Genomic DNA, 24,574 nt, shown 5'->3' on the forward strand with positions numbered 1-24,574 from the left:
TTATGGCATCGAATTTTGATTTTTTAAAAGTGAACACAGAAACAGCAGTACTTTTTTCAACTGTCAATGAGGCTGAGAATAACTACTCACAAAAAGATTATGAAGGGGTGTTGATAAGAGTTCGTAAAGTTGCAGAAAATACAGCAATCCTATTTGCTAATTATTCAGATATTGAATTACCATCATATTCAACTTTTCATGAGAAGTTACAAAAAATCAAAGATAATATTAAAAATAAGGAAATTGTGGATGCTTTCTTTGAGATTAAACGGTATGGAAATAATTCAGCTCATGAACTTAATCCTAAAGAGGCAACTCGAGAGAATGCATTAAAATCATTGGAACAGATTTATATGATTTTAGTTTGGTTTGTGACTAAGTGTGTTAATGATCAAATTAAAATTTCTTTGTATGACAATTACTTAGAACCTAAAGCTCAAGAACGTTATACAACAGCTGAACGTAAGTTTATCTATGTTCAGACTGTAAATAACGAGAATGGGCAACTTGCTGCTTATGAAGGTGCTCAAAAGGTCGGGGAAGGAACAGTATCCTCAGACGATATTGAAGCTGATTGGACTGCAAATAGTGAGTTTTTACGTAAAATAGCACCAAAAAGGATTAAGCAATATATGACAACCGCTGGTCTTCATTTTGATCTTGGTTGGGTTGAACTAGCTTATAAAAAATCTACAAAAACTTGGTTTCGTGATCATGACGTCCATGAAGTTTTAAAGCGGTCAGGAATTAAACACCCTAAAGAATTAGCAGGTAATGAGTGGTTTAAGACTGATTTAGAGACAGCTAAGGAAGCTATTAAGGCTGTCAAAGATGGACGGTCATTTATTAGTGATGTACCGGCTGAATATATAGCAGATAAATCGGAGATTATTCTTAGACCCGAACAAAATGCTGCCGTGGAACAAACTCAAAAAACTTTTAAGAAAAAAGACCGTATGCTTTGGAATGCCAAAATGCGTTTTGGTAAAACCTTAACCTCATTGGAGCTTATAAAACAAGAAGGCTTTAAACGTGTTCTAATCATGACACATAGACCAGTAGTCCGTGATTCATGGTTTGAGGACTACAAAAAAATGGAAATGGCAGAAGCGGGGTATTTGTATGGATCAGTTGATAAAGGGGAGAAACTGACAACCCTGAAATCTGGTGATAAACCATTTATATATTTTGCATCCATTCAGTATCTTCGTTATAATGGCGCTCAAGCCAATCTCCCTTTATTTTCGGATGTAGACTGGGATTTAATCATCATTGACGAAGCACATGAGGGAACACAGACTGAACTTAGCGATACTGTTATGAAATCTTTGGTAAAAGAAGGTCATACCAAGATTCTAGAATTATCTGGTACACCTTTTAATCTTCTTGATCAATTTGCACCTGAACAAGTCTATACTTGGGACTATGTCATGGAACAACAAGCTAAACTGAAATGGGATTTGGAAAATCCTGAACTTCCTAACCCTTATGAGCAGCTTCCAGAGGTAAAAATGTATATCTTTGAGATGAAGCATAAGGAAAAATTTACCGATGAAAATAAAGCCTTCAATTTTCGTGAATTTTTCAGAGTGGATGATAAGGGTGAATTAGTTTATAAAGCCGATGTCCGACGTTTTTTGGATAATATCACTAACCCAAATAGTGACACTAACTATCCATTTTCAACAAGAGAATATCGTGATGAACTCCGTCATACTCTTTGGATCATGCCGGGAGTTAGGGAAGCTAATGCTTTTGAAGAGCTTTTAAAGGAACACCCAGTGTTTGGGATGGACTACAATATTGTTAATGTTGTACGAAACGATAAGAGTGATAATATCTTAGATACTTCAGGAGATGATCTTTCGAAGGTACGTCAAGCGATTACAGACGATCCTTCACAAACAAAAACAATCACTTTGACAGTCCGTAGGTTGACAACAGGGGTCAATGTTCCTGAATGGACAGCAGTGATGTTCCTTTCTAATACTAGCAGCTCTACGAATTACCTACAGGCTGCATTTCGTGCACAAACACCATTCTCTCATGAAAAGATTGGGATGAAGAAACGTTGTTATATTTTTGATTTTGCTCCAGATCGTGCTTTAACAGTAATGGCTGAAACAGCTCAAATAAACTCTGGTGTTGGGAAGAAAAATACAAATCAGCAAAAACAGGCGATGGCAAATTTGCTTAACTTTTTGCCTATTTTAGGTAAAGGTGATAATGGCATGGAACCATTTAATGTTGACCGTATGTTGACGAAAATCAAAAAGGTTTATGCTGAAAAAGCAGTACGCTCAGGTTTTGAAGATGACAGTCTCTACAATGATAATCTCTTAACACTAACTGCTGATGATGCAGAACGTTTCAATAAACTAAATGCTATCGTTGGTAAAACGCAAAAACAAAAAACTCCTACTAAAGTAACAATTAACGATAGTGGTTTGACTGATGAAGAATATGATCAGGCAGAAAAAGCTAAGAAAAAGAAACTTCGTGAGCGTAGTCAAGAGGAAAAAGAAGCGATAAAGAAACTCAAAGAGGCTCGTAAACAACAAAAAACGATGATTTCTATCTTACGAGGAGTTTCTATTCGTATTCCAATGATGATCTACGGAATGGATGTCGATTTAAGTAAAGATATTACTATCGAAGACTTTATCAAAGAAGTTGATGACGAATCTTGGAAAGAATTTATGCCTGCTGGATTCACAAAGGGGATGTTCAAAGATATAACCAAGTATTATGATGCAGAGGTCTTTATTGAAGCAGGTCGAATCATTCGTCAACGAGCTAAATCTTTTGATAGTCTTGATTTTATTGAACGTGCCGAAGAAATTGCGACCTTATTTGGTAGCTTCAAGAATCCCGATAAAGAAACTGTTTTGACACCATGGCGAGTGGTAAATATGCAAATTGCAAAAGGTATTGGTGGACTTAATTTCTATGACGATAACTTTGAGTCAATGACTGATGGTGCTACACCAAATCTACATTGGGTAGACACAGATGTTACTGATAGTGTCTATCATCCAGAGACTAAAATCATTGATATCAATGCTAAGACAGGGCTTTATCCTTTACATGCTGCCATGAGTCTCTATTATCAATATGTACAAAATAATGATGATAATCGATTTGATGCCGACAGTGTCTATCGTGGAATCTTAGAAAACAATATCTATGCCATTGCAAAAACACCAATGGCTAAGACTATTACAGTGAGAACTTTAACAGGCTATAAAAAATATAAGACCAATATAGCCTATATTGAAAACTTCTCAGATATATTAAAATCAAGTATTGACGAAGGTAAAAAACAAGTAGAGGAGGCCTTTGATAAAGTGAAATTTGATGTTGTGATTGGAAATCCGCCGTATCAGGAAACTTTAGAGGGAACGAGTGATCGTCCTATTTATAATTATTTCATGGATTTATCTTATGAGATAGCAGGTAAATCTATTCTTATTACGCCTGCTCGATTCCTATTTAATGCAGGAAAAACACCTAAAGCATGGAATAGAAAAATGTTATCAGATGATCATTTGAAAGTAGTTTACTATGAACAAGATTCTTCGCAAGTATTTCCTAATACAGATATAAAAGGTGGTATAGTAATAACTTATTATGACTGTAAGGAATATTTTGGTGCTATAGAGGTATTTACTGCTCATGAAGAATTAAATCAAATACTTCAGAAAGTTGTAATAAAACCAGATTTTGAAAGTCTTAGTAAAATAATTTATTCTTCAGATAGTTATAGACTGACTGAAAAGATGCATAAAGATGTTCCAACTGCAAAAGGTCGTTTGAGCAATGGACACGAATTTGATGTTACAACTAATATTTTTGAGAAATTGCCTGATGTTTTTATTAATAACAATGACAGTCAGGTAGGAGACTTTGTTAAAATTATTGGACGAGAAAATAATGATAGAGTTTATAAATGGGTTGATAGAAGATATATAAATGGTCCTTTAAACTTTAAAAAGTATAAAGTTATTTTGCCTAAGTCTAACGGTAGTGGGATTTTAGGAGAGGTTTTGTCATCACCAATAATTGGCGATCCTTTAACTGGCCATACTCAGACTTTCTTATCTATAGGTTCTTTTGGCGCTAAGTCAGAGGCAAAAGCATGCATTAAGTATATAAAGACTAAGTTTGCGAGGACCTTACTTGGTATCTTAAAAATTACTCAGCACAATCCGGCTGAAAAATGGAATTATGTACCACTTCAGAATTTTTCGGATAATTCAGACATTGATTGGTCGAAATCTATATCTGAGATAGATCAGCAATTGTATAAAAAGTATGGGTTGAGTGATGAAGAAATTACTTTTATTGAAGAAAAAGTGAAAGAAATGATTTAGGGCTTAGGATTAAGAGATGATAGAGGAAACTGCTAAGAAAACTATTGGGAAAATGCTTTCTAAATTTGTTCCGAAAATTTTTGAAGGTATTAATGAAAAATATAAAATATCCAAATTACAGCAAGATATTGACTTGAGAGTTATTTTTCAAGAATATCTTGAATATTCATATACAAAATACATTACTGTAAAAACGTTACTTTATAAAAATGAGGGGAAAAATCTTTATGACTTTTATGAGCCCCAAGTTGTAAAATCATCTGATGCTAGTATTGATTTAACAAATACAGATTTTCTTTTTAATAAGTGTAAAAGGATAATTATAACTGGAACTGGTGGGATAGGGAAATCAATGCTCATGAAACATATCTTTATTAATCAAATCAGTAATGAAAGTAGTATACCAATTTTTATTGAACTTAAATCAATGAATAATATTAACATTGAAGATTTTGAAATTAAAGATTTTATTTATGGTGAAATGAATCGACATCACTTCAAACTAAGTAGGGACCTCTTTTATAGAAGCTTAGAGTTTGGGATTTATACCATTATATTTGATGGCGTAGATGAGATAAATTTATTATTTAGAGAAACTATAATTGGTTCTCTGAAAAAATTTATAGACATTTACAATAATAATCGTTACGTACTTAGTTCAAGACCTTCAGAGGAGTATATCGGTTGGAATGATTTTATCGAATATAGTGTTCAGCCACTGAATAAAAAACAAGCCTTATCTTTAATTGGCCGTTTGGATTATGATTCTATTACAAAAAAACAATTTTCTAAAGAGTTAAATGATAGGCTATATGATAATCACGAATCTTTTGCATCTATCCCTTTACTCTTAACTATTATGTTGATGACTTATGAGTCAGGTGCTTCGATTCCAAATAATCTTACAGACTTTTATACCCAAGCGTTTTATACACTTTATCATAAACACGATGCTTCAAAGTCTGGGTATAAGCGCGAGCTAAGAGCGGACTTATCTCCTGAAACTTTCAAAGAAATATTATCTTATTTAGCTATGAAGACTTTTATGAAAAAACAAGTTAATTTCTCATCTGAGAATGTTTATAAAATTTTTGAGTCATATAAGAATAAATATTTCAAGAAATTTGAAGATGATGCATTTATTTTTGATGCTATTTCTAATATTTGTATGCTTGTTCAAGATGGAGAATTTAGGTTTACTCATCGTTCGTTCCAAGAGTATTTTGCTGGAATTGGAGTAAGTAAATTAGACGATAATAAACAGAAAATGATATTACAAGCTTGGCTTGATAATGATTATAATAATATTAATTATAACAGGACCTTTATTATGACATTATTGACAGTGCAACAAGAAAGAACCTATCTTAATTTATTTGTTCCTATAATTGAAAATCTGAAAAATAACTTTCAAGAATTAAATACTTTAGATGATAAGATAAACTTTTGTTTCAAAACTTTTAATTTAAATCCGAAACTAGGAATCACGTTTAGTTTAAAAGAAAAGTTTGAACCATTCTTTCAGATGTTTTTCATATTGTTAGAAAACATAGGAATTCCTTTGACTGACATTGACGATAGAACTTTTGATGATGATATTATAAAGGGGATGATTGAATATCCAGCTATTGAGGCTAAGTTTGAAGATTTAGCTGATTCAGAAAAAGAGTTATTGAGAAGTTGGTTAGATTCGTGGTTAATAAGACGTTATGATTATGCTATAAAATGGGCAGATGAAGTGCTTAAACAATCTATAACTAATAAAACTACGATTGATTCTTTAATAGATGAACTGTAAAAATTGTTTTTGATTGTTCATAGACTAGGTTGGAAATATTTGAATATCAGATATTAATCTGAGTGTTGTACAGACTATATCCTGAAAGGAAAAGAAATGTTACTTTTTTCTACAATTTTAAAGATAGATAAGTCGTTGACTAAAGATGATTTTTTGAATTTAGTGATTGAATGGAATCAAGGAAGTCCACATGAAAATAATGTTATACCCAATTTGAATTGGGATGGATCCTACAATCAAAAATTTGGTGATGAAACAATCTCTCTCGAATTTAAAGAATACAGAAATGAGGAAATCATAGCTGTAAGATACGTAAAAGAATTAGATGATGGAATCATTTGGAAAACAGATTATATCATGAACTTTAGAGACAATAAAATGTCAATCATGCTGGATCGTAGTTTTACTGAAGATGCTATTGGTGTTGACCCTTCATTTACAACTCCATTATTTATTAAATTATTGATTGAAAAAGGTTATGTTGTAAATGACAATGACCTTCCTGTAGTTAGGGATCCTCATATGATTGACTGTGAAAATCTCAATGTTTTGACTGCAGTCATAAATGAAACAAAGACTTATGATTTGCCTATAGTTTATGTATCAAAAACATTTTCAAATAAGATTCCTATTGACATCAATAAATTGGCTTATGCTCTTAAAGGAGTAGCGCATATCTTTGTACAAAGTGATCTTAGAACAAACACATTAATTCGTGAGCAATGTGATAATGCTAATGAATACAATGGTGCAATTGGTATATATTACCAATCTGATTTAATGAAACACAAGAGGTTTCTAAATTACGAATATTTTGATCCAACTATAACTAGACAAAACATTGTAAAAGACATTATTAATTTTACAAATCAGCAAAGCATTGATCCGCTGTATACATGGAATGGAGTACTAACTTCGTTACTTCGAGATCGTTTTGAAAGTCAAAAATCTAAACGTACGAAAGCTGAGAGAACCAAAGAGGAGACCGAAGAACTCTTAGATAGTTTTAGTAATGATTTTGATGTGTTAACGGAAGAAAATGGCCGTTTGCGTAGTAGTATTTCTGATTTGGAACAAGAGCTAGCTTATTATAGAGATATTTTCAATAATAAAGAAGTTAGTGATAGTAGTTTTATATCAAGTGGATCTGAGAAGGAATTCTTTCAAGGTGAGAAAAAGGAATTTGTTTTGTCAGTTTTGAGTGATTCCTTACAGAATATCCAAGATGGAACTCGTAAAAAACATATCATTCAAGATATTATCCAACAGAATGACAGTGAAGATATTCTTAATCACAAGAGAGATAAGATTAAACGTCTATTGACAAACTATAGCGGATTGAATAAAAAGTTGAATCAAGAATTGAAACAACTGGGATTCACCATTACAGAGGATGGAAAACATTATAAATTAACGTATTTTGATGATAATCGCTATACTATTACTATGGCAAAGACACCAAGTGATGGGCGAGCTGGAAAAAATAATGTTTCAGAAATCAACAAAAAGTTGTTTTGATAACAAACAATATACAAAGTTTATATCATAATAAATATGCTTCAGAATATTTTATCAAATATATTAAACCATAAAAATTAGGATTAATTTTTTATCACAAGATAAGTTTCTTAGATAAATAAGGAGAAATAATGAAAAATATTTTATGGCCTAATATTTTTATGACGGTTATTGCGACATTAATCTCAACATTTTTGATTTCATTTATTCTAACTCCTATTCGAAAAAAATTTTTTCAATTAATTAAGACTACAAAAATTGAGAATATTCAAATTCGCAATGCAGTAAGTAGAGGAGTAAATAGTTCGGATAATTCAATTATTAGGGATTATTTTGAAGTATCTACTCTGTTTTCAACTGATAAGGATCTAAATATCAATCAGATTAAATTAAAAAATGTAGAAGTAATATTTGATTATTTTGTTGATGAGTTAAGCTTTCAACATGGCTTAAATCCCGACAGACAAATATTTAGTATTTTTGCGATAAATAATGGGAATAAAAGCATTGAAATAGATGGGTTTATGTTGAAATATGTTAAAGGATGGTGGTTTGAAAATCGATACGAAGAGATATCTTCAGAAGAAATACCGTATATAAAAATTAAACCTAGAGAAATTAAACGTATTATAATGGTAAAAGTTTCTAAAGAGCAAATTTTAAAACATTTTGATCTTGTCAGTGAAAATCAGGCTTTATTACTTCAATTGTTTGACAAAAATAGTAAGAAGTTGATTTCTTATCCCGCACCTTTCGATAAAGAAAATAAGAAGTTTCTTACTAGGCCGATGGGAGCAGCAGGCGTCGATAGTAATAATGAAAAGAATGTATTTAATATTTCAGAGCCCTATCAAAAAATGTACACTTTACAAACCAAAAATCATATTAGTAAAGAAAATCCAATATTGAGTTTTTTCATCTCGCTTGATCAGACTGCTAGTTTAAAATTTGACCTTGAAATTTATCAGAATAATAAGCTGGTGAAGTTTAAGAGGAAAGATCAGAGGACTCAATATGTTCATGTTTTTAGACCAAATTATCATTTATATGCGCTTGACCCAACAGGGCTTCATGGAAATGTCTATAAGTTATTAGATGAAAAATCAATCGAAGTTCTTGAGTATGAAGAGGTTGAACAGTATTATCCCAATATTTTGTATAAAGGAAAATGTGATGAGAAAGACAATAGTTGAAAATATTGATCTGATTGCTTTCCATCCAGGTCAATATATTGGAGAGCTAATTGAAGATTATCAGATGATCCAGAATGAATTTGCAGAGAAATTGGGAGAATCTCCAAAAATGATCAGTAAATTAGTGAATGGTGAGGAGTCGATTAGTAATGATCTTGCTCAGAAGTTAGAGAAGCTTACTAATATTTCGATGAAAACTTGGCTTAATTTACAAGCTTCCTTTGATAGGAAAGTGGCAGAGGGTGCAGTACCTTGAGATTGATTATTATAGAGAGCTATTACTTCGTTTCGTAATGGTCTTGTAGTCACTTTCCCAATTTTTTTCGAATTATAGAAGTAGAGGGACCTTCCCTCTATTTTTTATCGAAAAGGAGCAGGGATGCAAAAGAGACACGCGCATGTATCGCCGACCTTGGACATCATGGCCAAGAAGATTTTTAGTTTACCAGAGGTGACGACAGCATTTATTCGAGATATTTTAGAGCTGGATGTGGCGGACGCTCAGATTGTGGAGGGAAGCCAGCCCCACAGCATGGCCTATGAGGAGGATGACTTGTTCTCCACTGCGGTGGATGTGAGAGCCAAGCTCCATGATGGAACCGAGGTGATCATCGAGATCCAGATTCGCAAGCAGCAGTATTTCTTGAATCGGTTCCATTACTATTTGGCCAATCAGCTGGTGGAGAATGTGCAAAAACTGCGCCAGCAAGGCCAGACTCATAAGATGTACGAGCAGATGGAGCCCGTCTATGGAATTGCCATTTTGGAGAAGTCGCTCTTACTAGACGAAGAGGCCGCCATCAACAAATACTGGCTGACCAATAGCCGGTCCGGGAAGCAACTCAAGGCCTATTATAAAAATGGCAAGCACCAAAATCTTCTGCAGGTTGCCTTTTTAGAGCTAGACAAGTATAATAAAGATGAGAACCTGACAGATGCAGGCAGACAATGGTTGGAGTTTTTTGGGAATCTTCCCTTTACAAAAGCTCCCAGTCAGGCTGTGGCTCATGCAGATTCATTACTAGATTCATCTAGCTGGACCAAGGAGGAGAAGACCATGATAGACGAGCGTATTCGGATTCAAGAAAATTATGATATGACCCTGGAGACAGCGATTGATGAAGCGCGAGAAGAAGGTTTAGTACAAGGGCTGGAACAAGGCTTAGAAAAAGGCTTGGAACAAGGTCGTAAACAGTTGGTATGCGAGATGGTCTCACGAGGGATGACGGCTGAGCTTATCTCGGAGATGACGGGTTTGTCCATTGAAGAGATCAAATCTATGTTAGCGTAAAATCTAGCTGGACCAAGGAGGAGAGGACCATGATAGACGAGCGGATTCGTATTCAAGAAAATTATGATATGACCCTGGAGACGGCGATTGATGAAGCGCGTGAAGAAGGTCTGGAACAAGGTCGTAAACAGTTGGTATGCGAGATGGTCTCACGAGGAATGTCGCCTGATCTTATATCGGAGATGACGGGCTTAACCATTGAAGAAATTGAGACTCTTCTTTCCTGAGTCGTTAACGGAGGCATCGCCTCTTTTCTTTTTTGAAAAAACTTGAAAATTTTCCCATTTTTTCAATCCGCCTTTCTAGAATTGTGGTAGAATAGAGTCAACAAAGAGCTATCCTCACCAACAGTGTGATCGATACTAGAAAAGAGGATTCTGATGACAAGAAAAATTGGTATTATTGGTTTGGGGCATGTGGGTGCGACCTTGGCCCACAGCATGATTTTGAAACACACCTGTGATCACTTGGTCTTGATTGATACCAATGAGAAAAAGGTCAAGGCAGATGCCTTGGATTTCTGTGATACAGTTGCCAATACGGGGTATCCGGTTCATATCACGGTCAATGACTACGCGGCTTTAAAAGATGCGGATGTTGTGGTATCGACTCTTGGAAATATCGAGTTGCAGGCTAATAACACAGATGACCGTTTTGCGGAGCTTCCTTTTACTAGCAAGCAAGTAGTGCAAGTAGCGCGTGATTTGAAGGCTTCTGGCTTTAGTGGGGTCTTATTGGTAGTGACCAATCCGGTCGATGCAGTCACTCAACTCTATCAACAATATACCGACCTTCCAAAAGAGCAGGTGATTGGGACAGGAACCTTGCTGGATACAGCTCGGATGAAGCGCGCAGTCGCCGATCGTTTGCAGGTTTCTCCTGCTAGTGTATCAGGCTATAACCTTGGTGAGCATGGAAATTCCCAATTTGTTGCTTGGAGCCAGGTCCGTGTCAAAGGACACGCCATTACCGATCTCTTCTCTCAAGAAGAGCTGGACGCCATTAACTACGAGTCCTTGCGTGGTGGTCACACGGTTTTCTTTGGTAAATTCTATACCAACTTTGGGATTGCAGCAGCAGCCCAACGCTTAGTAGAAGCTGTGATCAATGATAGCCACGAGGAAATGCCGGTCTCTAACTATCGTCCAGAATATGGAACCTATCTTGGCTATCCAGCGATTGTAGGTCGAAAAGGAATTATTGAACGATTGGACTTGCATTTGACAGAAGAAGAAAAAGAAAAATTACTCCATTCAGCCGAAACCATCAAGGAAAACACAAAAAAAGGACTGGAGCATGCATAAAAGAGAGGAGGCTGGGACAAAAGTCCTAGCCTCTCAATTGTCTTAGCCCTTGCTTAGTGAATGTAATAAAGCTTAGTAAATTCCAAGTTGTAATTCTTGACATTACATCTAAGGTATGTATAATATTACTTGTAATAAATAATCTTACAACAGAAAGAGGAAACAGCTATGAAAAACATTTTATTTATCGTCGGATCCCTTCGTCAAGGATCTTTCAACCATCAAATGGCCCAGAAAGCAGAAAGCCTTCTTGAAGGAAAAGCAACGGTGACTTACTTGGACTACAAGGACATCCCAATGATGAACCAAGATTTGGAAACGCCAACCTTGCCAGCTGTGCAAGCAGCACGTGATGCGGTCCTTGCTGCGGATGCCATCTGGATCTTCTCACCAGTCTACAACTTTGCCATTCCAGGTGTAGTGAAAAACCTGATCGACTGGCTTAGCCGTGCCCTTGACCTGTCAGAAACTCGTGGTCCATCTGCCCTCCAAGACAAGATCGTAACCGTCTCTTCAGTCGCTAATGCAGGACACGAGCCAATGTTTGCGGCTTACCAAGCCCTCTTACCATTCGTTCGTACTCAAGTAGTGGGAGACTTCACAGGAACAACTGTTAACCCAGAAGCCTGGGCAACAGGTGAATTAGTCTTGACAGATGAAGCAATCGCAGGATTAGAAAAACAAGCACAAGCCTTATTAGAAGCATAAGAAAAGCATAAAAAAAGTTGAGACAGAAGTCTCAGCTTTTTTTAAATACTAAACAATTGTCCGAAGAAGTAAGTCACACCCATGGTGAGAAGGCCAATGATCAGGTTGCGAAGCATGGCTGGCTTGGTTGGTGCTTTTCCTAGTTTCGCACTGGTATAGCCAGTGAAGATCAAGGATAGTCCAACAACGAAGACTGTCACTGGAATGCGATAGTTAACTGGAAAGAGAATGATAGAGAGCATTGGAGGAAGGGAACCAATAGAAAAAGCAAGGAAGCTAGATGCAGCTGCATGCCAAGGATTGGTAAATTCTTCGTATTCAATGCCGTATTTCTCTTCGACCAAGGCTTTGAGGGGGTGTTTCAGAAAGGCCCGCTCTGTCAGAATTTTTGCTGAAGTTTCACATTCTCCATTTTCAAGATAAGCATGGTAGAGAGAGTCTCTAGCTAACTTTGGATCACGATCTAATAAGGCTTGTTCGCGGTTCACAGCAGCTTCTTCCGTGTCTTTTTGTGTGGAAACAGAAACATACTCACCACCCGCCATCGAAAAGGCACCTGCCAGAATCGCCGACAAGCCAGATAGGAAAATGATCCAGATGTTTGGTGTGGCACTGGCCACCCCAATCACCACCCCAGCAATAGAAATAATCCCATCATTGGCCCCGAGAACCGCGGCTCTCAAGATATTCAATCGATCGCTAAATGATTCATCTACTCCATGTTTCATTTCAGTCATACAATGTCTCCTTTATCTTATTTAGAATGATTATAAATAAAATACAAAAAGAAAGCAAGGATTTTAACTCAAATGATAAAAGTTCGACAATTTAATGAAATTTAAGTTATAATCTTTGGCATTGCAAGCAAAAAGAAAGAATAGGTCATACGCCTATTCTAGCAAGATTTATTTAGCAGAAGTGATTTTACCTTTGAGGATCCTGATGGTATTCTAACGCGAGTGCGGAAAGGATAACAAAAAAACAGCAAATTGCTGTTTTCTGATGAGAAAAATTAATTCGTATCTTGTTCTTTCCCCACAACCCAAAATAAGAGAAGCAGTTGGAAGATGCCTAAGGCAAATAAGACCATAAAACCGTTGCGGCTTCCTTTAGCAGTGGCTTGGGTGAAGTCCATCTTTTGATTAGCTTGGCTCATGGCAACGATCAGCGAAGCTAGGGTTGTTCCGACAGCGCCTGCAAATTGTTGCAAGGTGTTAAAAATCGCGTTCGCATCAGGTTGCTCTTCCAGAGAGAGTTGTTTTTGTCCGTTGGTCATGATATTGCCAAAGGCAAGCCCCATACCGGTCATGAAGATCATGTAAAAGACAAGAATCAAGACATTTGATAACTTCAAGCCAAAGAGTGTGAAGAAGAAATGAGCCAGAAGGATCAAAACAGCTCCAAGGAGAATTGGTCTGCGGGCGCCTAGTTTATCTAGAATGAGACCGGAGAAAGGAGCAAAGCCAGCTCCGATGATGGCTCCTGGAAGCAGCATCAAAGCTGCAAGTGTGGTGTTAGAGTGGTTGACCAACTGGATATAATTGGGCAAGAGGAAACTCATGGCCAGAGAGCCTAATTGGAAGGTGAAAAAGGCAAGAACATGGCCAGTGAGGAGATGGTTCTTTAAGATGGCAAGGTTTATAATGGGAGTTTCCAACTGATTGGAGCGCCAGACTAAGAGAACCAGTCCCAAGAACCCAATCACTAGCCAACCAAGGACAGAAAAACTAAAGAAAGCATGGTCAGAAAGACCGTGAATCCCTAAAATCAAGCCTAAAAATGAAGCAATAATGGCGAGGAGGCTCATGATATCAAGCGTTTCTCGCTTGACTTTACTGATTTGTTCAATGGAGCGAAGTCCTGCAACTAGTGAGGCCAGAAGGATCGGGAATTGAACTAAAAAGATGGACCGCCAGCCGAAGCTAGCTGTTAAGAGTCCCCCGACAGTAGGCCCAATAGCGGGTGCAATGGCTGTAATCAAGGTCCCCACTCCCATCATGAGACCGATCTTACGTTTTGGGACTTGTTCTAAAATGATATTAAACATCAGAGGAAGGGCAAAACCAACCCCCATTCCTTGGACCAATCGCCCCAGGACCACAAAGCCAAAATTTGGAGCTAAGAAGTCGATAAGAACACCTAAAACAGATAGGAGATTTCCAACTAAAAAGATGGACTTCATTTTAAAGGAACGCTTGAGATAAGCAGATAAGGGGACCACACAGGCAACCACTAGAAGATAGATGGTCGTAACCCACTGGACGGTTGCGGTATTGATCTCAAATTCCTTCATCAATATTGGAAAGGTGATGTTCATGGCAGTTTCTCCAGCCACCCCGCAAAAGGACAGGATCCCTGTCGCAAAGATCGCGAACAAGACCTTGGCTGAAATTTTTTCTTGTGACATAGACGTCTGATTCCTCCTAAATCTTCCTATAATGTTGTAAAAATGGTCTGAAAATCCATCGTAGCGATCTCATTTCCCGTCAAATCCAATTGCTATGAGTATAGCAGGACCAACGTTAACCTGATTCATCGTTTTGTTAGCTAACAAATAGTATAGAGGAAATGAAGACCCCTGTCAAAGAGTTTTTCAAAAATTATGAAAATTTTAAAAGTATTCTCAAAAGATGATGCTTCTCCAAATGAAAGGGATTGCTCACCACTATGATATAATAAGATGAAAGCAAGCAATGTGAACACACCAATAGGGGGCGCCATGACCAAGTATTTAGTCCAGAAGTTTTTCTGGTTACGAGAAAAAAGTTTGATTCAAATATCCCAGAAAACCCTGGTTTCCTTATTTCCTTTTTTCTTATTTTCAGGAATCATTCGAGTGATTGCCTTATCGGTCTTTTCTGATCGAGGCTATATCCATCAGCTCTTTTCGATGGATAGTTGGTTGCCATGGGATCAAGCTATCAGCCAGGTTCTTATTAATTTTTCCAACTTTCTAGGAGGTCTAGCAGGGCCTTTAGCAACCTACTTCGCTGGGAAATATACAGCTGGGCACTATGGTAGAAGTACAGGAACAGCCGGCGTGACTGCTCTTTTGGTCAGCTTGATTGTAGGGTCTCAGGAATTGTTGGTGGGACCACTCAATGATGGGCAACTGACAAGAATTAACTTACCTGCGACGACCAATATCCTCTTAGCCATTGTTTTAGGCTATCTAATCGGACAGATCTTTCGACTATCCAAGGCTAGTGACGACCAGATTGTGGACAAAGACTTTATTTATCAGCCCAAGACTGTGCGTCCCATTTTCTTGTCCTTGGTTCTAGGGGTTAGCTTGAATATTCTCCTCCTTCTTGGCAATCAGTACCGTATTTTTCAAATAATCGGTCAATTCTTTAGTTCTCTGACTAAAAGCAGTCATCATCTCCTGTCCACCTTTGTCATGGGACTCTTCAGTGGCTTATCAGCTTTGGTCGGCAACAGTCAGGCTTTTGCCCTAAACTCAATTGCGGATGACAGTTTTGCTTTAGAAAATCTGAATTACGCTGTGACCCATCATACAACGACGGGGATTCCTCATCTATATACTTTAACCAATTTGTACCGCAGTTTTGGTCTGGTGGCCGGTGTTGGTGCTGTCCTAGCACTTTTGGTAGCGATCTTACTGGTCTCCAACAGTCGAAAGGACAAGAAAGTTAGTCTCCTCAGTATTTTTCCAGGCCTCTTTAATAACGGTGCCCCCTTCATGGTAGGGATTCCGGTCCTGCTCAATCTTCTATATGTGATTCCCTTCTTATTGATCCCCTTGGTCAATATGGCCATCGCTGCTGTGGCTTTGTGCCTTAAGCTTATGCCAGCAGCCGTCTATCCAGTGCCAGATGGGACTCCTAGCCTTCTCTATGCTTTCATTGGAACGGGAGGAAGTCTGAGAGCCTTAGCTGTGAGTATCCTTTGTTTTGCGATAGACGTGCTCCTTTATCTACCATTTGTCCGCATGGGAAATCGTATTCGAAAAGATCTAAAAGTGAAAGGAGAAAGCGATGAAAGTCTCTAAAAAAACAGCCATCGTCCTCACTTTGGTCTGTCTTTTCTTGATCGGTTTAGCCATTCCTTCTTATAGCTGGACTCGAACCAATGTTTCAAAAATCGAGAAATTTTATAATTCCAAACTGTCGCCCATCATTATGATTCCAGGAAGCTCAGCAACAGAGAACCGCTTTGATGGCTTGGTGACCAAGCTCAACCAAGGCCGCCAAGGCACCAAGCACAGTCTTCTCAAGCTCAAGGTATGGAATGATGGGAATATCACCTATAGCGGTAGTATTGATGCCAAGGACAATGAACCAGTGATTGTGGTTGGTTTTGAAAACAACAAAGATGGCTATAGCAATATTAAAAAGCAGGCTAAACTATTCAATCAAGCCTTTGAAGCCCTTCAAGAAAAATACAATTTTAATAATTTCAAGGGCTTGGGTCATTCTAACGGGGGCTTGATTTATACAGCCTTTATCGAAAATTATCTAGAAGATTATGATGTGGATCTAAAGACCCTCATGACCATCGGAACTCCCTATAATTTCACGGAAACCAATATTCAAAACAAATCTGAGATGTTAGCCGATTTTATCAAGGGGAAAAAAGCCATCCCTAATACGCTTTATATGTATTCAGTAGCAGGAACCATCACCTATGATTCCGATGAGTTGGTCCCAGATGCCAGTGTTTCTGCTGGGAAATATATCTACCAAAACCAAGCTGCTAGTTATACGGAGATCACAGTGACGGGGGAAGATGCCCAGCACTCGGACCTTCCAACCAATGATGAGGTGGTTGCCTTGGTGAAAGAGCATATTGAAAGTCAAACGGATCGTAGAACCAAACCAAATAAAGAAAACTAAGTGTGAAGAAGGGATTCCTTCCTCATACTTTTTTTAGTATAATAAAGATCAGTATGAAAACACGGGAGACTAAAGGAGATCAGATGAAAAGAAAACAATGGGTGCAGTTAGGGTTAGTGGCTTCGAGTATGGTCATGTTAACAGGATGTTACCAAAGATACCAGCGCCAGTCCAGTCCTAAAAAAGAGGTTGCAACGAGCCAGACAGCAGCTAAAAAACAAGCGAAAAAAGCAGATAACAAACAATTATACCAGTCTGTTTTTTCAGACTACCAAAAGATTTTTGCCACTTCAAAAGATTTAGATGCTATTTCCAAATTGAATGATGCATTAGCCAAAGAAGATCGGATGATCAATAGCTGGGTGATCGAGACCGTGATCAATCAGCCAGATGCCGTTCGCTATGCCTTTAAGGACTTAAATAACGATGGGGTAGATGAGATGATCATCGCCAATCAGCAGACCGATGGAAGCTACTTTGTGACAGGAGTTTATTACCTCAAGGACCAAAAACCGACTCTGCTAGCTGAAGGTTTCGTAGCTGGACACGGTGGAGCGCGCAATGCGACGACCCTCTATCAGGGAGGAGAAGTCTTAGAAGTCAGCTGGATGTCAGGAACTGGCCGTGGGGTAGCTGTGCTTTCACGGATAGAAAAGACGCCTCAAGCTGCGACCAAAGTCCAGGAAGAAGAAGTCCAAGTACCTGGTTCAGATCTGAATAGCCTCTTTGGAAAATCGGATGAGAATAAACTGGATCTCAAGGCTTTTGACTGGCAAACTTTTGACAGCGCACCATCAGCGGGAAATAGCCAAAGCCAGGAGAAAACGCCTTGGAATGCTGAAAAATCAGCAAAATTAGCAGAATTTATGAAGACCTGGGGCGAAAAGATGGGGCAACCCAACTACCAAAAAGGCATTGCTGGCGGTGATGTAGGACCAGACAACCTCTATACTCTAGGGGACAATAGCAAGATGGATGCTATTTATACAGATACTGGCCAAGGAAATGCAAAATACCGCATTGTAGAACGATATAGCAATTGGGACAAGTATCCAGATGTGCATAGTTATTTCTTTGCCATTACGGATACGGGGGAAGCCATCGTCTTTCATTCCCCAACGACCAATGGTGGAAAGATGTACCTAAAACCAACAGACAACAAGGAACTTCAAGAAGAATTTACGCAACTGCTTCATCAATAAAAAAAAGAAAAACCAGAAAACGACTGTTCTTCTGGTTTTGTTTATTTAATATATGAATAAAAATACAAAATAAACGATATTTTTTAGGATAGAAAATATGTTAAAAACTAGTGATAGTTAACAGTGTAATTGCATTTGGAAACGGAAAATATTTGACAAGTAAAGGAAAATCATTTAAAATATATTCATTCTTTATTTATAGGAGAAAAAATATGAAAAAACTTCTTACAGCCGGTGTGGCTCTCTTGTCAGTTGCAACCTTAGCAGCATGTTCTGGTAAAACTGCTTCAGACTCATCAAGCAAAGATGCAAAGGCTTCTTCTAGCAAAGTAGAAAAATCATCTACTTCAAAAAGCAAATCAAGCAGTTCATCAAAAACATCAAAATCAGCAACCTCTTCTGTTGAAATTCCAGAAATTGTCTTGTTGACTGATGAAGAAATTGATAATGCCAAAACACTTGGTGATATGAAAACCATTTATGGAAAAATGATTGACAACTACACAAAATATGTCAAAGAGATTGGGGATAAGATGCCCGAGTCTGGTAAAGATGCCTATAATCAGCAAGTAGCTCCTGGGATCCAATCTATGGAAACTGCAAGAAAAACATTTAACGATACACTTTCAGCTGCAGGTTCTGATGATACAGTTGTTCCTGAACAAGCTCGTAGTCAATTCGCACAACAATTGAAAAATGCTCGCGATATTGCCCAAAAAGCTCTTGAAGGTGCTTATCAATCAATTGCACCATTGCTCTCTTCATCAGCCGAATAATTCATAAATGAAAATGAGAGTGGGACAGAAATCGGTAATTCGTTAGAATTCGATTTCGTCGTCCCACCTCTGCACAGTTGAGTAGGGCTGTAAAAGCTGATGAAATCAGCGTAGTAGAGCCCACTCAACCACTGCGTCTTGTTCGACAATCCAAAAACAATTAAGAGGTTAGGACTTTTGTCCTAGCCTGTTTTTTCGCTTTCTTACAAAAATGTAAGAAATAAAGGGGAAAATGTAAGGTTAGGTTATGGTGAAAGCGCTTCAGTTTTAGTACAATAGACTTGTAAAAATGGATTGAAGCTTTTATCGAGCTAGAAAGGAACGGACCATGACCCTACTAGATGTTCAACATATCAAAAAAATCTACAAAACGCGCTTTCAAGGAACGCAAGTCGAAGCCTTAAAGGATATTCACTTCACTGTGGAAAAGGGTGAATACGTCGCCATCATGGGGGAATCAGGATCCGGGAAATCGACCCTCCTCAATATCCTAGCCATGCTGGACCAGCCGACCGAAGGACGGGTCTACCTCAACGGTACCGATACTTCAACTATCAAGAACAAGGATGCCTCGAGCTTCCGTCGGGAAAAACTAGGCTTTGTCTTTCAAGACTTCAACCTGCTGGATACCTTGTCTGTCAAGGACAATATCCTCTTACCTTTGGTCCTTTCTCGCAGGCCCGTCAAGGAAATGATGAGTAAAGTCGATAGCGTGAGTCGGGAGTTGGGTATTCACCAGCTTCTTGAGAAATATCCTTACGAAATATCTGGCGGGCAAAAACAACGGGTGGCTGTAGCGCGTGCCATCATCACCTCACCTGAAATTCTCCTTGCTGATGAGCCAACAGGGGCGCTGGATTCCAAGTCTTCGGCTGCGTTGCTCGATGTCTTTGAAGATATTAATACAATGGGCCAAACCATCCTCATGGTGACCCACTCAACTGCAGCGGCTGCTCGGGCCAAGCGCGTGCTCTTTATCAAAGACGGAATTCTCTACAACCAGATCTTCCGCGGGGAAAAAACAGAACGTCAGATGTTCCAAGAAATCTCGGATACCTTGACGGTCATGGCGAGTAAGGAGGATCGTGATGTTTAAATTAACAAGTAAATTAGCTCTTTCCAACCTCAAACAAAATCGTAAGCTCTATTACCCTTTTGCTATAGCTATCATTTTAACGACTATGATCCTCTATAGCTTTATCGCCCTGGCAACGACCCCTCATTTAGAAGCTTCTTACGGAGGACGAACGGCAAGAGCTGTCCTTGGTTTTGGTTGTTTCATCGTCCAGCTGGTCGTCGTCATTTTAGTGGCTTATGCCAATGGCTATGTTATGAAAAATCGTTCCAAAGAACTGGGCTTGTACAGTGTTTTGGGGATGGAGAAGAAGCACCTCCTCGTCATGACCTTATGGGAATTGCTTATCTTCTATATCCTCACAGTTGGAGTAGGACTGGGCTTGGGGCTCTTGTTTGATCCCTTGATTTTTGCCCTCCTCTTAAAATGTATGGGGCTTCCAGTCGTCATTCAATCGACCTTCCAGATAGGGGCTGTTCTTAACACTTTATTTGGGCTAGCCTTAGCTTTTGCCCTCATTCTCTTGTTAAATTCTTTCCGTCTCTTGCGCTACAGTTCCCTCCACCTCATGCAACAGAAAAAGGCAGGAGAGAAGAAAGGACGCTTCTTGCTGGTCCAAACTCTTTTAGGACTAGGACTCTTAGGAATTGCTTTCTATTTAGCGCTAACAGCAGAGCGTCCAGTTGCGGCTGTCCAAAGATTCTTTATTGCCGTTATCTTGGTCATTCTTGCGACTTATCTCTTATTCAACGCAGGCACCATTACCTTTTTAAGATTTCTCAAAGGTCGGAAATCCTACTATTACAAGCCAGAGAATTTTATATCCGTCTCCAACTTAATAGCACGGATGCGAAAAAATGCAGCGGGCCTTGCGACCATTAGTATTCTTTCCACCATGGTCTTGGTCACCTTAACAGGGTCGCTGAATCTCTTTATTGGAGGGCAGAATTACCTAGATACTATGTACCCTTCGGACTACAATATTAGTGTGGGGCATATGACTTCAGAAGCTGAAACAGAACCGGTTATTGAGGAGGTTCAAGCACAAATTAAGAAAGTGGCCGATGCGACACATCTATCAGATTATCAAGTGAATCAGACAACATACTGGTCGGCTGAAATTCGAAAGATTGATGGAAAGGTCTTAGAGGTTTATGACCAGTCCGATCAAGAAACTGGTCAGGAATTGAAGACAGAAGGAGTAGTCTACTTTTTTGATCAGGCAACTTATGAGCAACTGACGGGTCAAAAAGTTGAGCTTGGGGAAAATGAAATCCTAGCCTATGGGTATCAGTATCCTGGAAGACTAGACTCGCAATTAGAAATCAATGGAAAGAGCTTCGCGATTAAGCAAAAACTAGACTCCAATTTTATCCAAGGGAAACTCCCTCAAGCCGACCTGTTTCAACACCAAATGGGCTTGTATCTTGTCCTCCCTGACTTGAACCAACTGGGATTAAAAATTGATAAAAATTTGGAATTCTCTATTAGTGCTAAAAATAAAGAAAACCAAGATTTTATAGCTGGAATGGCCAAAGAGCTTTATTCGACAGACAAAATGAGTCAATATGGTGGGACTTTGTTTGGTGGGGTTGATCGATACAGCATGGAGAAGGAGTGGCGTGAATCAGCAGGGACAATCCTCTTTATTGGTGTTTTCCTATCTGTGATCTTTCTATTGGCTACGGTTCTCGTGATTTACTACAAACAGATTTCAGAAGGCTATGAGGACCGGGAAAATTTTGTGATCTTGCAACAAGTAGGATTGGACCAAAAGCAAACCGGCACCACCATACGCAAACAGATTCTCACCGTCTTTTTCCTTCCATTATTCTTCTCCTTCCTCTACCTAGGAGTGGCCTATAAGATGATTGCAAAAATCGTTGCTCTCTTAGGAGCGAACAATGCGGGCTTGGTCCTTCAAACAACCTTAGCCATCTGCGCTGTCTTTTTCATCTCTTATATCCTCGTCTTTCTACTGACGTCTAGAAGTTATCGGAAAATTGTCGTGAGGTAGCGCTGAGTCTATAAAAGATTGAGAAATGAAAAATCCAATAAATAAACAAACTGTTTTTTACATAGGACAAGCCAAGTGTTGCGGAAAGAATTATAATAATGTATGTTATTAAGCTTATTTAAATAGATACCGAAACTTTCCGCCGTGAGAAAAGTGATAGAAATACTAGTATTTCTATCACTCGGGAGTTTTGGAACCTTAGGTCCAAAACTAAGTTATGGAACTTCGAAGAAGTTCGCTAACGTCCGTACTCACCTAAGGAAAGTTTCAAGGATAGGTTTTTCCTTAATCAAAAACACCGAGGATTTGATCCTCGGTGTTTTTATCGTGATTATTTCACGTGTTTTGCAAGTTCTTCTTGCGCTTTTTTGTTTGATTCTTCTTTTTCTTTCAACCAATTCTTATAAGCTTTTTCGTAGTCAGCCGTTGTGACTGTCTTGTCTTGCACTTTTTGGTATTTGAAGAAGCTTGTTTCACCTTTAATACCAATTGCAGAATTTGCTGCTGAGAATGGCGTCACCTTGGTGATAGATGGAACTCCACCCTTAGAGTAGATTGGAAGAACAATGGCGTTTTCTGTCAACCAAGCTTGGGCAGCAGCGTATTTTTCATAACGTGCATTGGTATCCAATTTTTCAGCATTGGCAGCATCCAACAATTCTTTGTATTGGTTCAAACCAATTTTTTCGATGAGCGCTTGGTCTTTCTTAGGATCAAGTCCCATACCAGTCAAGGTTGAACCATCTGTTGGGTTCAAGATATCCAAGTAAGTAGATGGGTCTTGGAAGTCAGGTCCCCAACCAGTGATATCCATATCAAAGTCTTTTTGCTCTGGTGATTGGGCAAAGTAAGTAGCGTTGTCTGCATCGTCTGTAGACAATTTTTGTACATCGATTACGACATTGTCTTTACCAAGAGCTGCTTCGATTGAGCTCTTCATAGAGTCTGCTTGTTGGACAAGAGCATTAGAAGATTGGTCTACGACATAGTCGATATGGATTGGGAATTGAACACCTTGTGATTGCAATTCAGCCTTCGCTTTTTCAAGTTCCGCTTTGGCTTTGTCCGCATTATGCAAGCTATCTTGAGCATCTGCGAAGCTAACACCTTTCCACTCATCTCCTGTTGCGGCAAGTTTTTCTTCAACGAGAGTACCGAAGTCTTTCCCGTCTGCTTGCACAAATGTCGGTGGAACTAGAAGGGTACGAAGAGTTTTTGATGCTCCGTCTTTCCCGTTAACTTGAGCGCTGTAGGAAGTTCTGTCTAAAGCAAAGTTCAAAGCTTGACGGAAGTTTTTGTTTTGAAGGGCTGTCTTCGTGTTGTTCTTTTGCTCATCAGATGTCTTCTTGGTATGGCCGTAATTTTGACGGTTGACGTTGAAGTAAGCGTAGTAAACAGTAGAATCTTGTGGGGTATAAACGATGTTATCCTTGAATTTCTTCTCAATCGTACTGTAGGTTGAGCTTGTTGGGAAGAGACGAGCAGTAGATAGGTTACCATCTGAGAAGTTACGAGCAAGATAGTCTTGGTCTGATCCATCGAAGTAAGTCAATTTAACCGTATCGATGTGAACATTTTTCTTGTCGTAGTATTCAGGGTTCTTTTCCAACTCGATTTGTGATTTTGAAGTGAAGGACTTCAAAATGTAGGCCCCGTTGTAGAGGATCCCATTTGGTTTCACGCTACCGAAATCTTTACCAGCTGATTCCAAGAATTTTTCATTAACTGGCATCATGGTAGCAGTCGTCAATTTAGAATTCCAGAAAGATTCAGGTTGGTTCAAAGTATATTGAAGAGTATGATCATCAACAGCTTTTACCCCAACGGTTGAGAAGTCTTTGGTTTTCCCATTTACATAGTCATCCAAACCTTTGACTGAGTTTTGAACCAAGTAAAGTGCATCAGATTTTTTATCGGCTACATATTTCAGAGATGTCACGAAATCTTTTGCAGTGACGTCAGCGTATTCATTTCCTTCTGAATCATACCACTTCGCGTCTTTTCGAAGCTTGTAGGTATAAGTCAGACCGTCTTTTGAAACAGACCAGTCCTCAGCAAGAGCAGGCACTAGGTTACCGTATTGGTCGTTTTCAAACAAACCATCGACCAAGTTGGTAGTAATGTCGCTTGTAGTTGAACGATTTGAAGTCAAATAGTTCAAGGAATCAGGGTCTGTACCATACACGTAGTTGTAGGTTGTTCCCTTTGACGCATTAGAAGATGAGCCACATGCAGCAAGGAAAAGCGTTGAAGCAGCGGCAACACCTGCTAAAAGAGCAAGCTTCGATTTTTTCATATTCGTGTCTCCTTTTGAATAATTTTAATTATTATACTCCAATCAATCTATAAAATAAAGTGTTTTTTGAACTTTTTTTGTATATTTACACACCAGTATACAGTGAAAGCCTTGATTTTAAAGGATTTTTAAGGAATAAAATTTTTTTTAAAAAATTACTATTATGC

The 24,574-nt window shown here is 38.5% G+C and carries 16 protein-coding genes and 2 pseudogenes; 15 read left to right on the forward strand and 3 right to left on the reverse strand.

Annotated elements, in window-relative coordinates; all coding sequences use genetic code 11:
- Nucleotides 1-2 precede the first annotated feature (2 nt).
- The 9 genes and pseudogenes from K1I56_RS03825 to K1I56_RS03865 all read left to right on the forward strand — a co-directional run bounded on the left by K1I56_RS03825 (nucleotide 3) and on the right by K1I56_RS03865 (nucleotide 12,185).
- Nucleotides 3-4,373, forward strand: coding sequence for an Eco57I restriction-modification methylase domain-containing protein (locus K1I56_RS03825; RefSeq protein ID WP_223325309.1), 4,371 nt, complete (start codon nucleotides 3-5; stop codon nucleotides 4,371-4,373).
- A gap of 16 nt (nucleotides 4,374-4,389) precedes the next feature.
- Nucleotides 4,390-6,171 carry an NACHT domain-containing protein gene (locus K1I56_RS03830; protein ID WP_223325310.1) on the forward strand — a complete coding sequence of 594 codons (1,782 nt, stop codon included), beginning with the start codon at nucleotides 4,390-4,392 and terminating at the stop codon, nucleotides 6,169-6,171.
- Nucleotides 6,172-6,267: 96 nt separating this feature from the next.
- Nucleotides 6,268-7,689, forward strand: a complete 1,422-nt coding sequence (locus K1I56_RS03835; protein ID WP_223325311.1) for a hypothetical protein — start codon at nucleotides 6,268-6,270, stop codon at nucleotides 7,687-7,689.
- Between the two features lie 131 nt (nucleotides 7,690-7,820).
- Nucleotides 7,821-8,882 carry a hypothetical protein gene (locus K1I56_RS03840; RefSeq protein ID WP_223325312.1) on the forward strand — a complete coding sequence of 354 codons (1,062 nt, stop codon included), beginning with the start codon at nucleotides 7,821-7,823 and terminating at the stop codon, nucleotides 8,880-8,882.
- A pseudogene (locus tag K1I56_RS03845) lies at nucleotides 8,863-9,123 on the forward strand (HigA family addiction module antitoxin); the annotation flags it as partial. The gene K1I56_RS03840 and the pseudogene K1I56_RS03845, both read left to right, overlap by 20 nt.
- A 138-nt stretch (nucleotides 9,124-9,261) precedes the next feature.
- On the forward strand, nucleotides 9,262-10,173 hold the full coding sequence (locus K1I56_RS03850; protein WP_223325314.1) for an Rpn family recombination-promoting nuclease/putative transposase: 912 nt from the start codon (nucleotides 9,262-9,264) through the stop codon (nucleotides 10,171-10,173).
- Between the two features lie 2 nt (nucleotides 10,174-10,175).
- Nucleotides 10,176-10,400 (forward strand): annotated as a pseudogene (locus K1I56_RS03855) (hypothetical protein); the annotation flags it as partial.
- A 153-nt stretch (nucleotides 10,401-10,553) separates the two neighbouring features.
- Entirely contained in the window at nucleotides 10,554-11,477 is a 924-nt protein-coding gene (locus K1I56_RS03860; RefSeq protein WP_223325315.1) for an L-lactate dehydrogenase, read from the forward strand.
- A gap of 168 nt (nucleotides 11,478-11,645) precedes the next feature.
- Entirely contained in the window at nucleotides 11,646-12,185 is a 540-nt protein-coding gene (locus K1I56_RS03865) for an NADPH-dependent FMN reductase (protein WP_049514846.1), read from the forward strand.
- A gap of 41 nt (nucleotides 12,186-12,226) precedes the next feature.
- Here the strand turns inward: K1I56_RS03865 and K1I56_RS03870 are convergent, their stop codons facing one another.
- Entirely contained in the window at nucleotides 12,227-12,922 is a 696-nt protein-coding gene (locus K1I56_RS03870) for a VIT1/CCC1 transporter family protein (protein ID WP_223325316.1), read from the reverse strand.
- A gap of 275 nt (nucleotides 12,923-13,197) precedes the next feature.
- On the reverse strand, nucleotides 13,198-14,592 hold the full coding sequence (locus tag K1I56_RS03875) for an MFS transporter (RefSeq protein ID WP_223325317.1): 1,395 nt from the start codon (nucleotides 14,590-14,592) through the stop codon (nucleotides 13,198-13,200).
- 312 nt (nucleotides 14,593-14,904) lie between these two features.
- Between K1I56_RS03875 and K1I56_RS03880 the strand changes: the two genes are divergently transcribed.
- The 6 genes from K1I56_RS03880 to K1I56_RS03905 all read left to right on the forward strand — a co-directional run bounded on the left by K1I56_RS03880 (nucleotide 14,905) and on the right by K1I56_RS03905 (nucleotide 22,111).
- Nucleotides 14,905-16,197 (forward strand): PTS transporter subunit EIIC, encoded by a 1,293-nt coding sequence (locus tag K1I56_RS03880; RefSeq protein WP_223325318.1) that lies wholly within the window; start codon nucleotides 14,905-14,907, stop codon nucleotides 16,195-16,197.
- Nucleotides 16,184-17,041 (forward strand): alpha/beta hydrolase, encoded by an 858-nt coding sequence (locus tag K1I56_RS03885; protein ID WP_223325319.1) that lies wholly within the window; start codon nucleotides 16,184-16,186, stop codon nucleotides 17,039-17,041. The genes K1I56_RS03880 and K1I56_RS03885 overlap by 14 nt, the downstream gene beginning before the upstream one ends.
- Before the next feature lie 83 nt (nucleotides 17,042-17,124).
- Nucleotides 17,125-18,243: a DUF4767 domain-containing protein gene (locus K1I56_RS03890; RefSeq protein WP_223325320.1), complete on the forward strand. Its 1,119-nt coding sequence runs from the start codon at nucleotides 17,125-17,127 to the stop codon at nucleotides 18,241-18,243.
- A gap of 212 nt (nucleotides 18,244-18,455) precedes the next feature.
- Nucleotides 18,456-19,019: a hypothetical protein gene (locus K1I56_RS03895; RefSeq protein WP_223325321.1), complete on the forward strand. Its 564-nt coding sequence runs from the start codon at nucleotides 18,456-18,458 to the stop codon at nucleotides 19,017-19,019.
- 328 nt (nucleotides 19,020-19,347) lie between these two features.
- Entirely contained in the window at nucleotides 19,348-20,115 is a 768-nt protein-coding gene (locus K1I56_RS03900) for an ABC transporter ATP-binding protein (protein WP_023917529.1), read from the forward strand.
- Nucleotides 20,108-22,111 (forward strand): FtsX-like permease family protein, encoded by a 2,004-nt coding sequence (locus K1I56_RS03905; protein ID WP_023917532.1) that lies wholly within the window; start codon nucleotides 20,108-20,110, stop codon nucleotides 22,109-22,111. The genes K1I56_RS03900 and K1I56_RS03905 overlap by 8 nt, the downstream gene beginning before the upstream one ends.
- A gap of 331 nt (nucleotides 22,112-22,442) precedes the next feature.
- On the opposite strand, the gene K1I56_RS03910 is transcribed toward K1I56_RS03905, so the two are convergent.
- Nucleotides 22,443-24,407 carry a peptide ABC transporter substrate-binding protein gene (locus K1I56_RS03910; protein ID WP_014713037.1) on the reverse strand — a complete coding sequence of 655 codons (1,965 nt, stop codon included), beginning with the start codon at nucleotides 24,405-24,407 and terminating at the stop codon, nucleotides 22,443-22,445.
- Nucleotides 24,408-24,574 lie beyond the last annotated feature (167 nt).

It is taken from the genome of Streptococcus parasanguinis, from assembly GCF_019929185.1.
GTDB lineage: Bacteria > Bacillota > Bacilli > Lactobacillales > Streptococcaceae > Streptococcus > Streptococcus parasanguinis_O.

Bases quoted from the DNA above. Each gene is read 5' to 3' on its own strand.
- K1I56_RS03910 (WP_014713037.1), bottom strand. From the start codon at position 24,407: ATGAAAAAATCGAAGCTTGCTCTTTTAGCAGGTGTTGCCGCTGCTTCA.
- K1I56_RS03875 (WP_223325317.1), bottom strand. From the start codon at position 14,592: ATGTCACAAGAAAAAATTTCAGCCAAGGTCTTGTTCGCGATCTTTGCG.
- K1I56_RS03905 (WP_023917532.1), top strand. From the start codon at position 20,108: ATGTTTAAATTAACAAGTAAATTAGCTCTTTCCAACCTCAAACAAAAT.
- K1I56_RS03870 (WP_223325316.1), bottom strand. From the start codon at position 12,922: ATGACTGAAATGAAACATGGAGTAGATGAATCATTTAGCGATCGATTG.
- K1I56_RS03865 (WP_049514846.1), top strand. From the start codon at position 11,646: ATGAAAAACATTTTATTTATCGTCGGATCCCTTCGTCAAGGATCTTTC.
- K1I56_RS03890 (WP_223325320.1), top strand. From the start codon at position 17,125: ATGAAAAGAAAACAATGGGTGCAGTTAGGGTTAGTGGCTTCGAGTATG.
- K1I56_RS03885 (WP_223325319.1), top strand. From the start codon at position 16,184: ATGAAAGTCTCTAAAAAAACAGCCATCGTCCTCACTTTGGTCTGTCTT.
- K1I56_RS03900 (WP_023917529.1), top strand. From the start codon at position 19,348: ATGACCCTACTAGATGTTCAACATATCAAAAAAATCTACAAAACGCGC.
- K1I56_RS03825 (WP_223325309.1), top strand. From the start codon at position 3: ATGGCATCGAATTTTGATTTTTTAAAAGTGAACACAGAAACAGCAGTA.
- K1I56_RS03835 (WP_223325311.1), top strand. From the start codon at position 6,268: ATGTTACTTTTTTCTACAATTTTAAAGATAGATAAGTCGTTGACTAAA.
- K1I56_RS03860 (WP_223325315.1), top strand. From the start codon at position 10,554: ATGACAAGAAAAATTGGTATTATTGGTTTGGGGCATGTGGGTGCGACC.
- K1I56_RS03830 (WP_223325310.1), top strand. From the start codon at position 4,390: ATGATAGAGGAAACTGCTAAGAAAACTATTGGGAAAATGCTTTCTAAA.
- K1I56_RS03840 (WP_223325312.1), top strand. From the start codon at position 7,821: ATGAAAAATATTTTATGGCCTAATATTTTTATGACGGTTATTGCGACA.
- K1I56_RS03850 (WP_223325314.1), top strand. From the start codon at position 9,262: ATGCAAAAGAGACACGCGCATGTATCGCCGACCTTGGACATCATGGCC.
- K1I56_RS03880 (WP_223325318.1), top strand. From the start codon at position 14,905: ATGACCAAGTATTTAGTCCAGAAGTTTTTCTGGTTACGAGAAAAAAGT.
- K1I56_RS03895 (WP_223325321.1), top strand. From the start codon at position 18,456: ATGAAAAAACTTCTTACAGCCGGTGTGGCTCTCTTGTCAGTTGCAACC.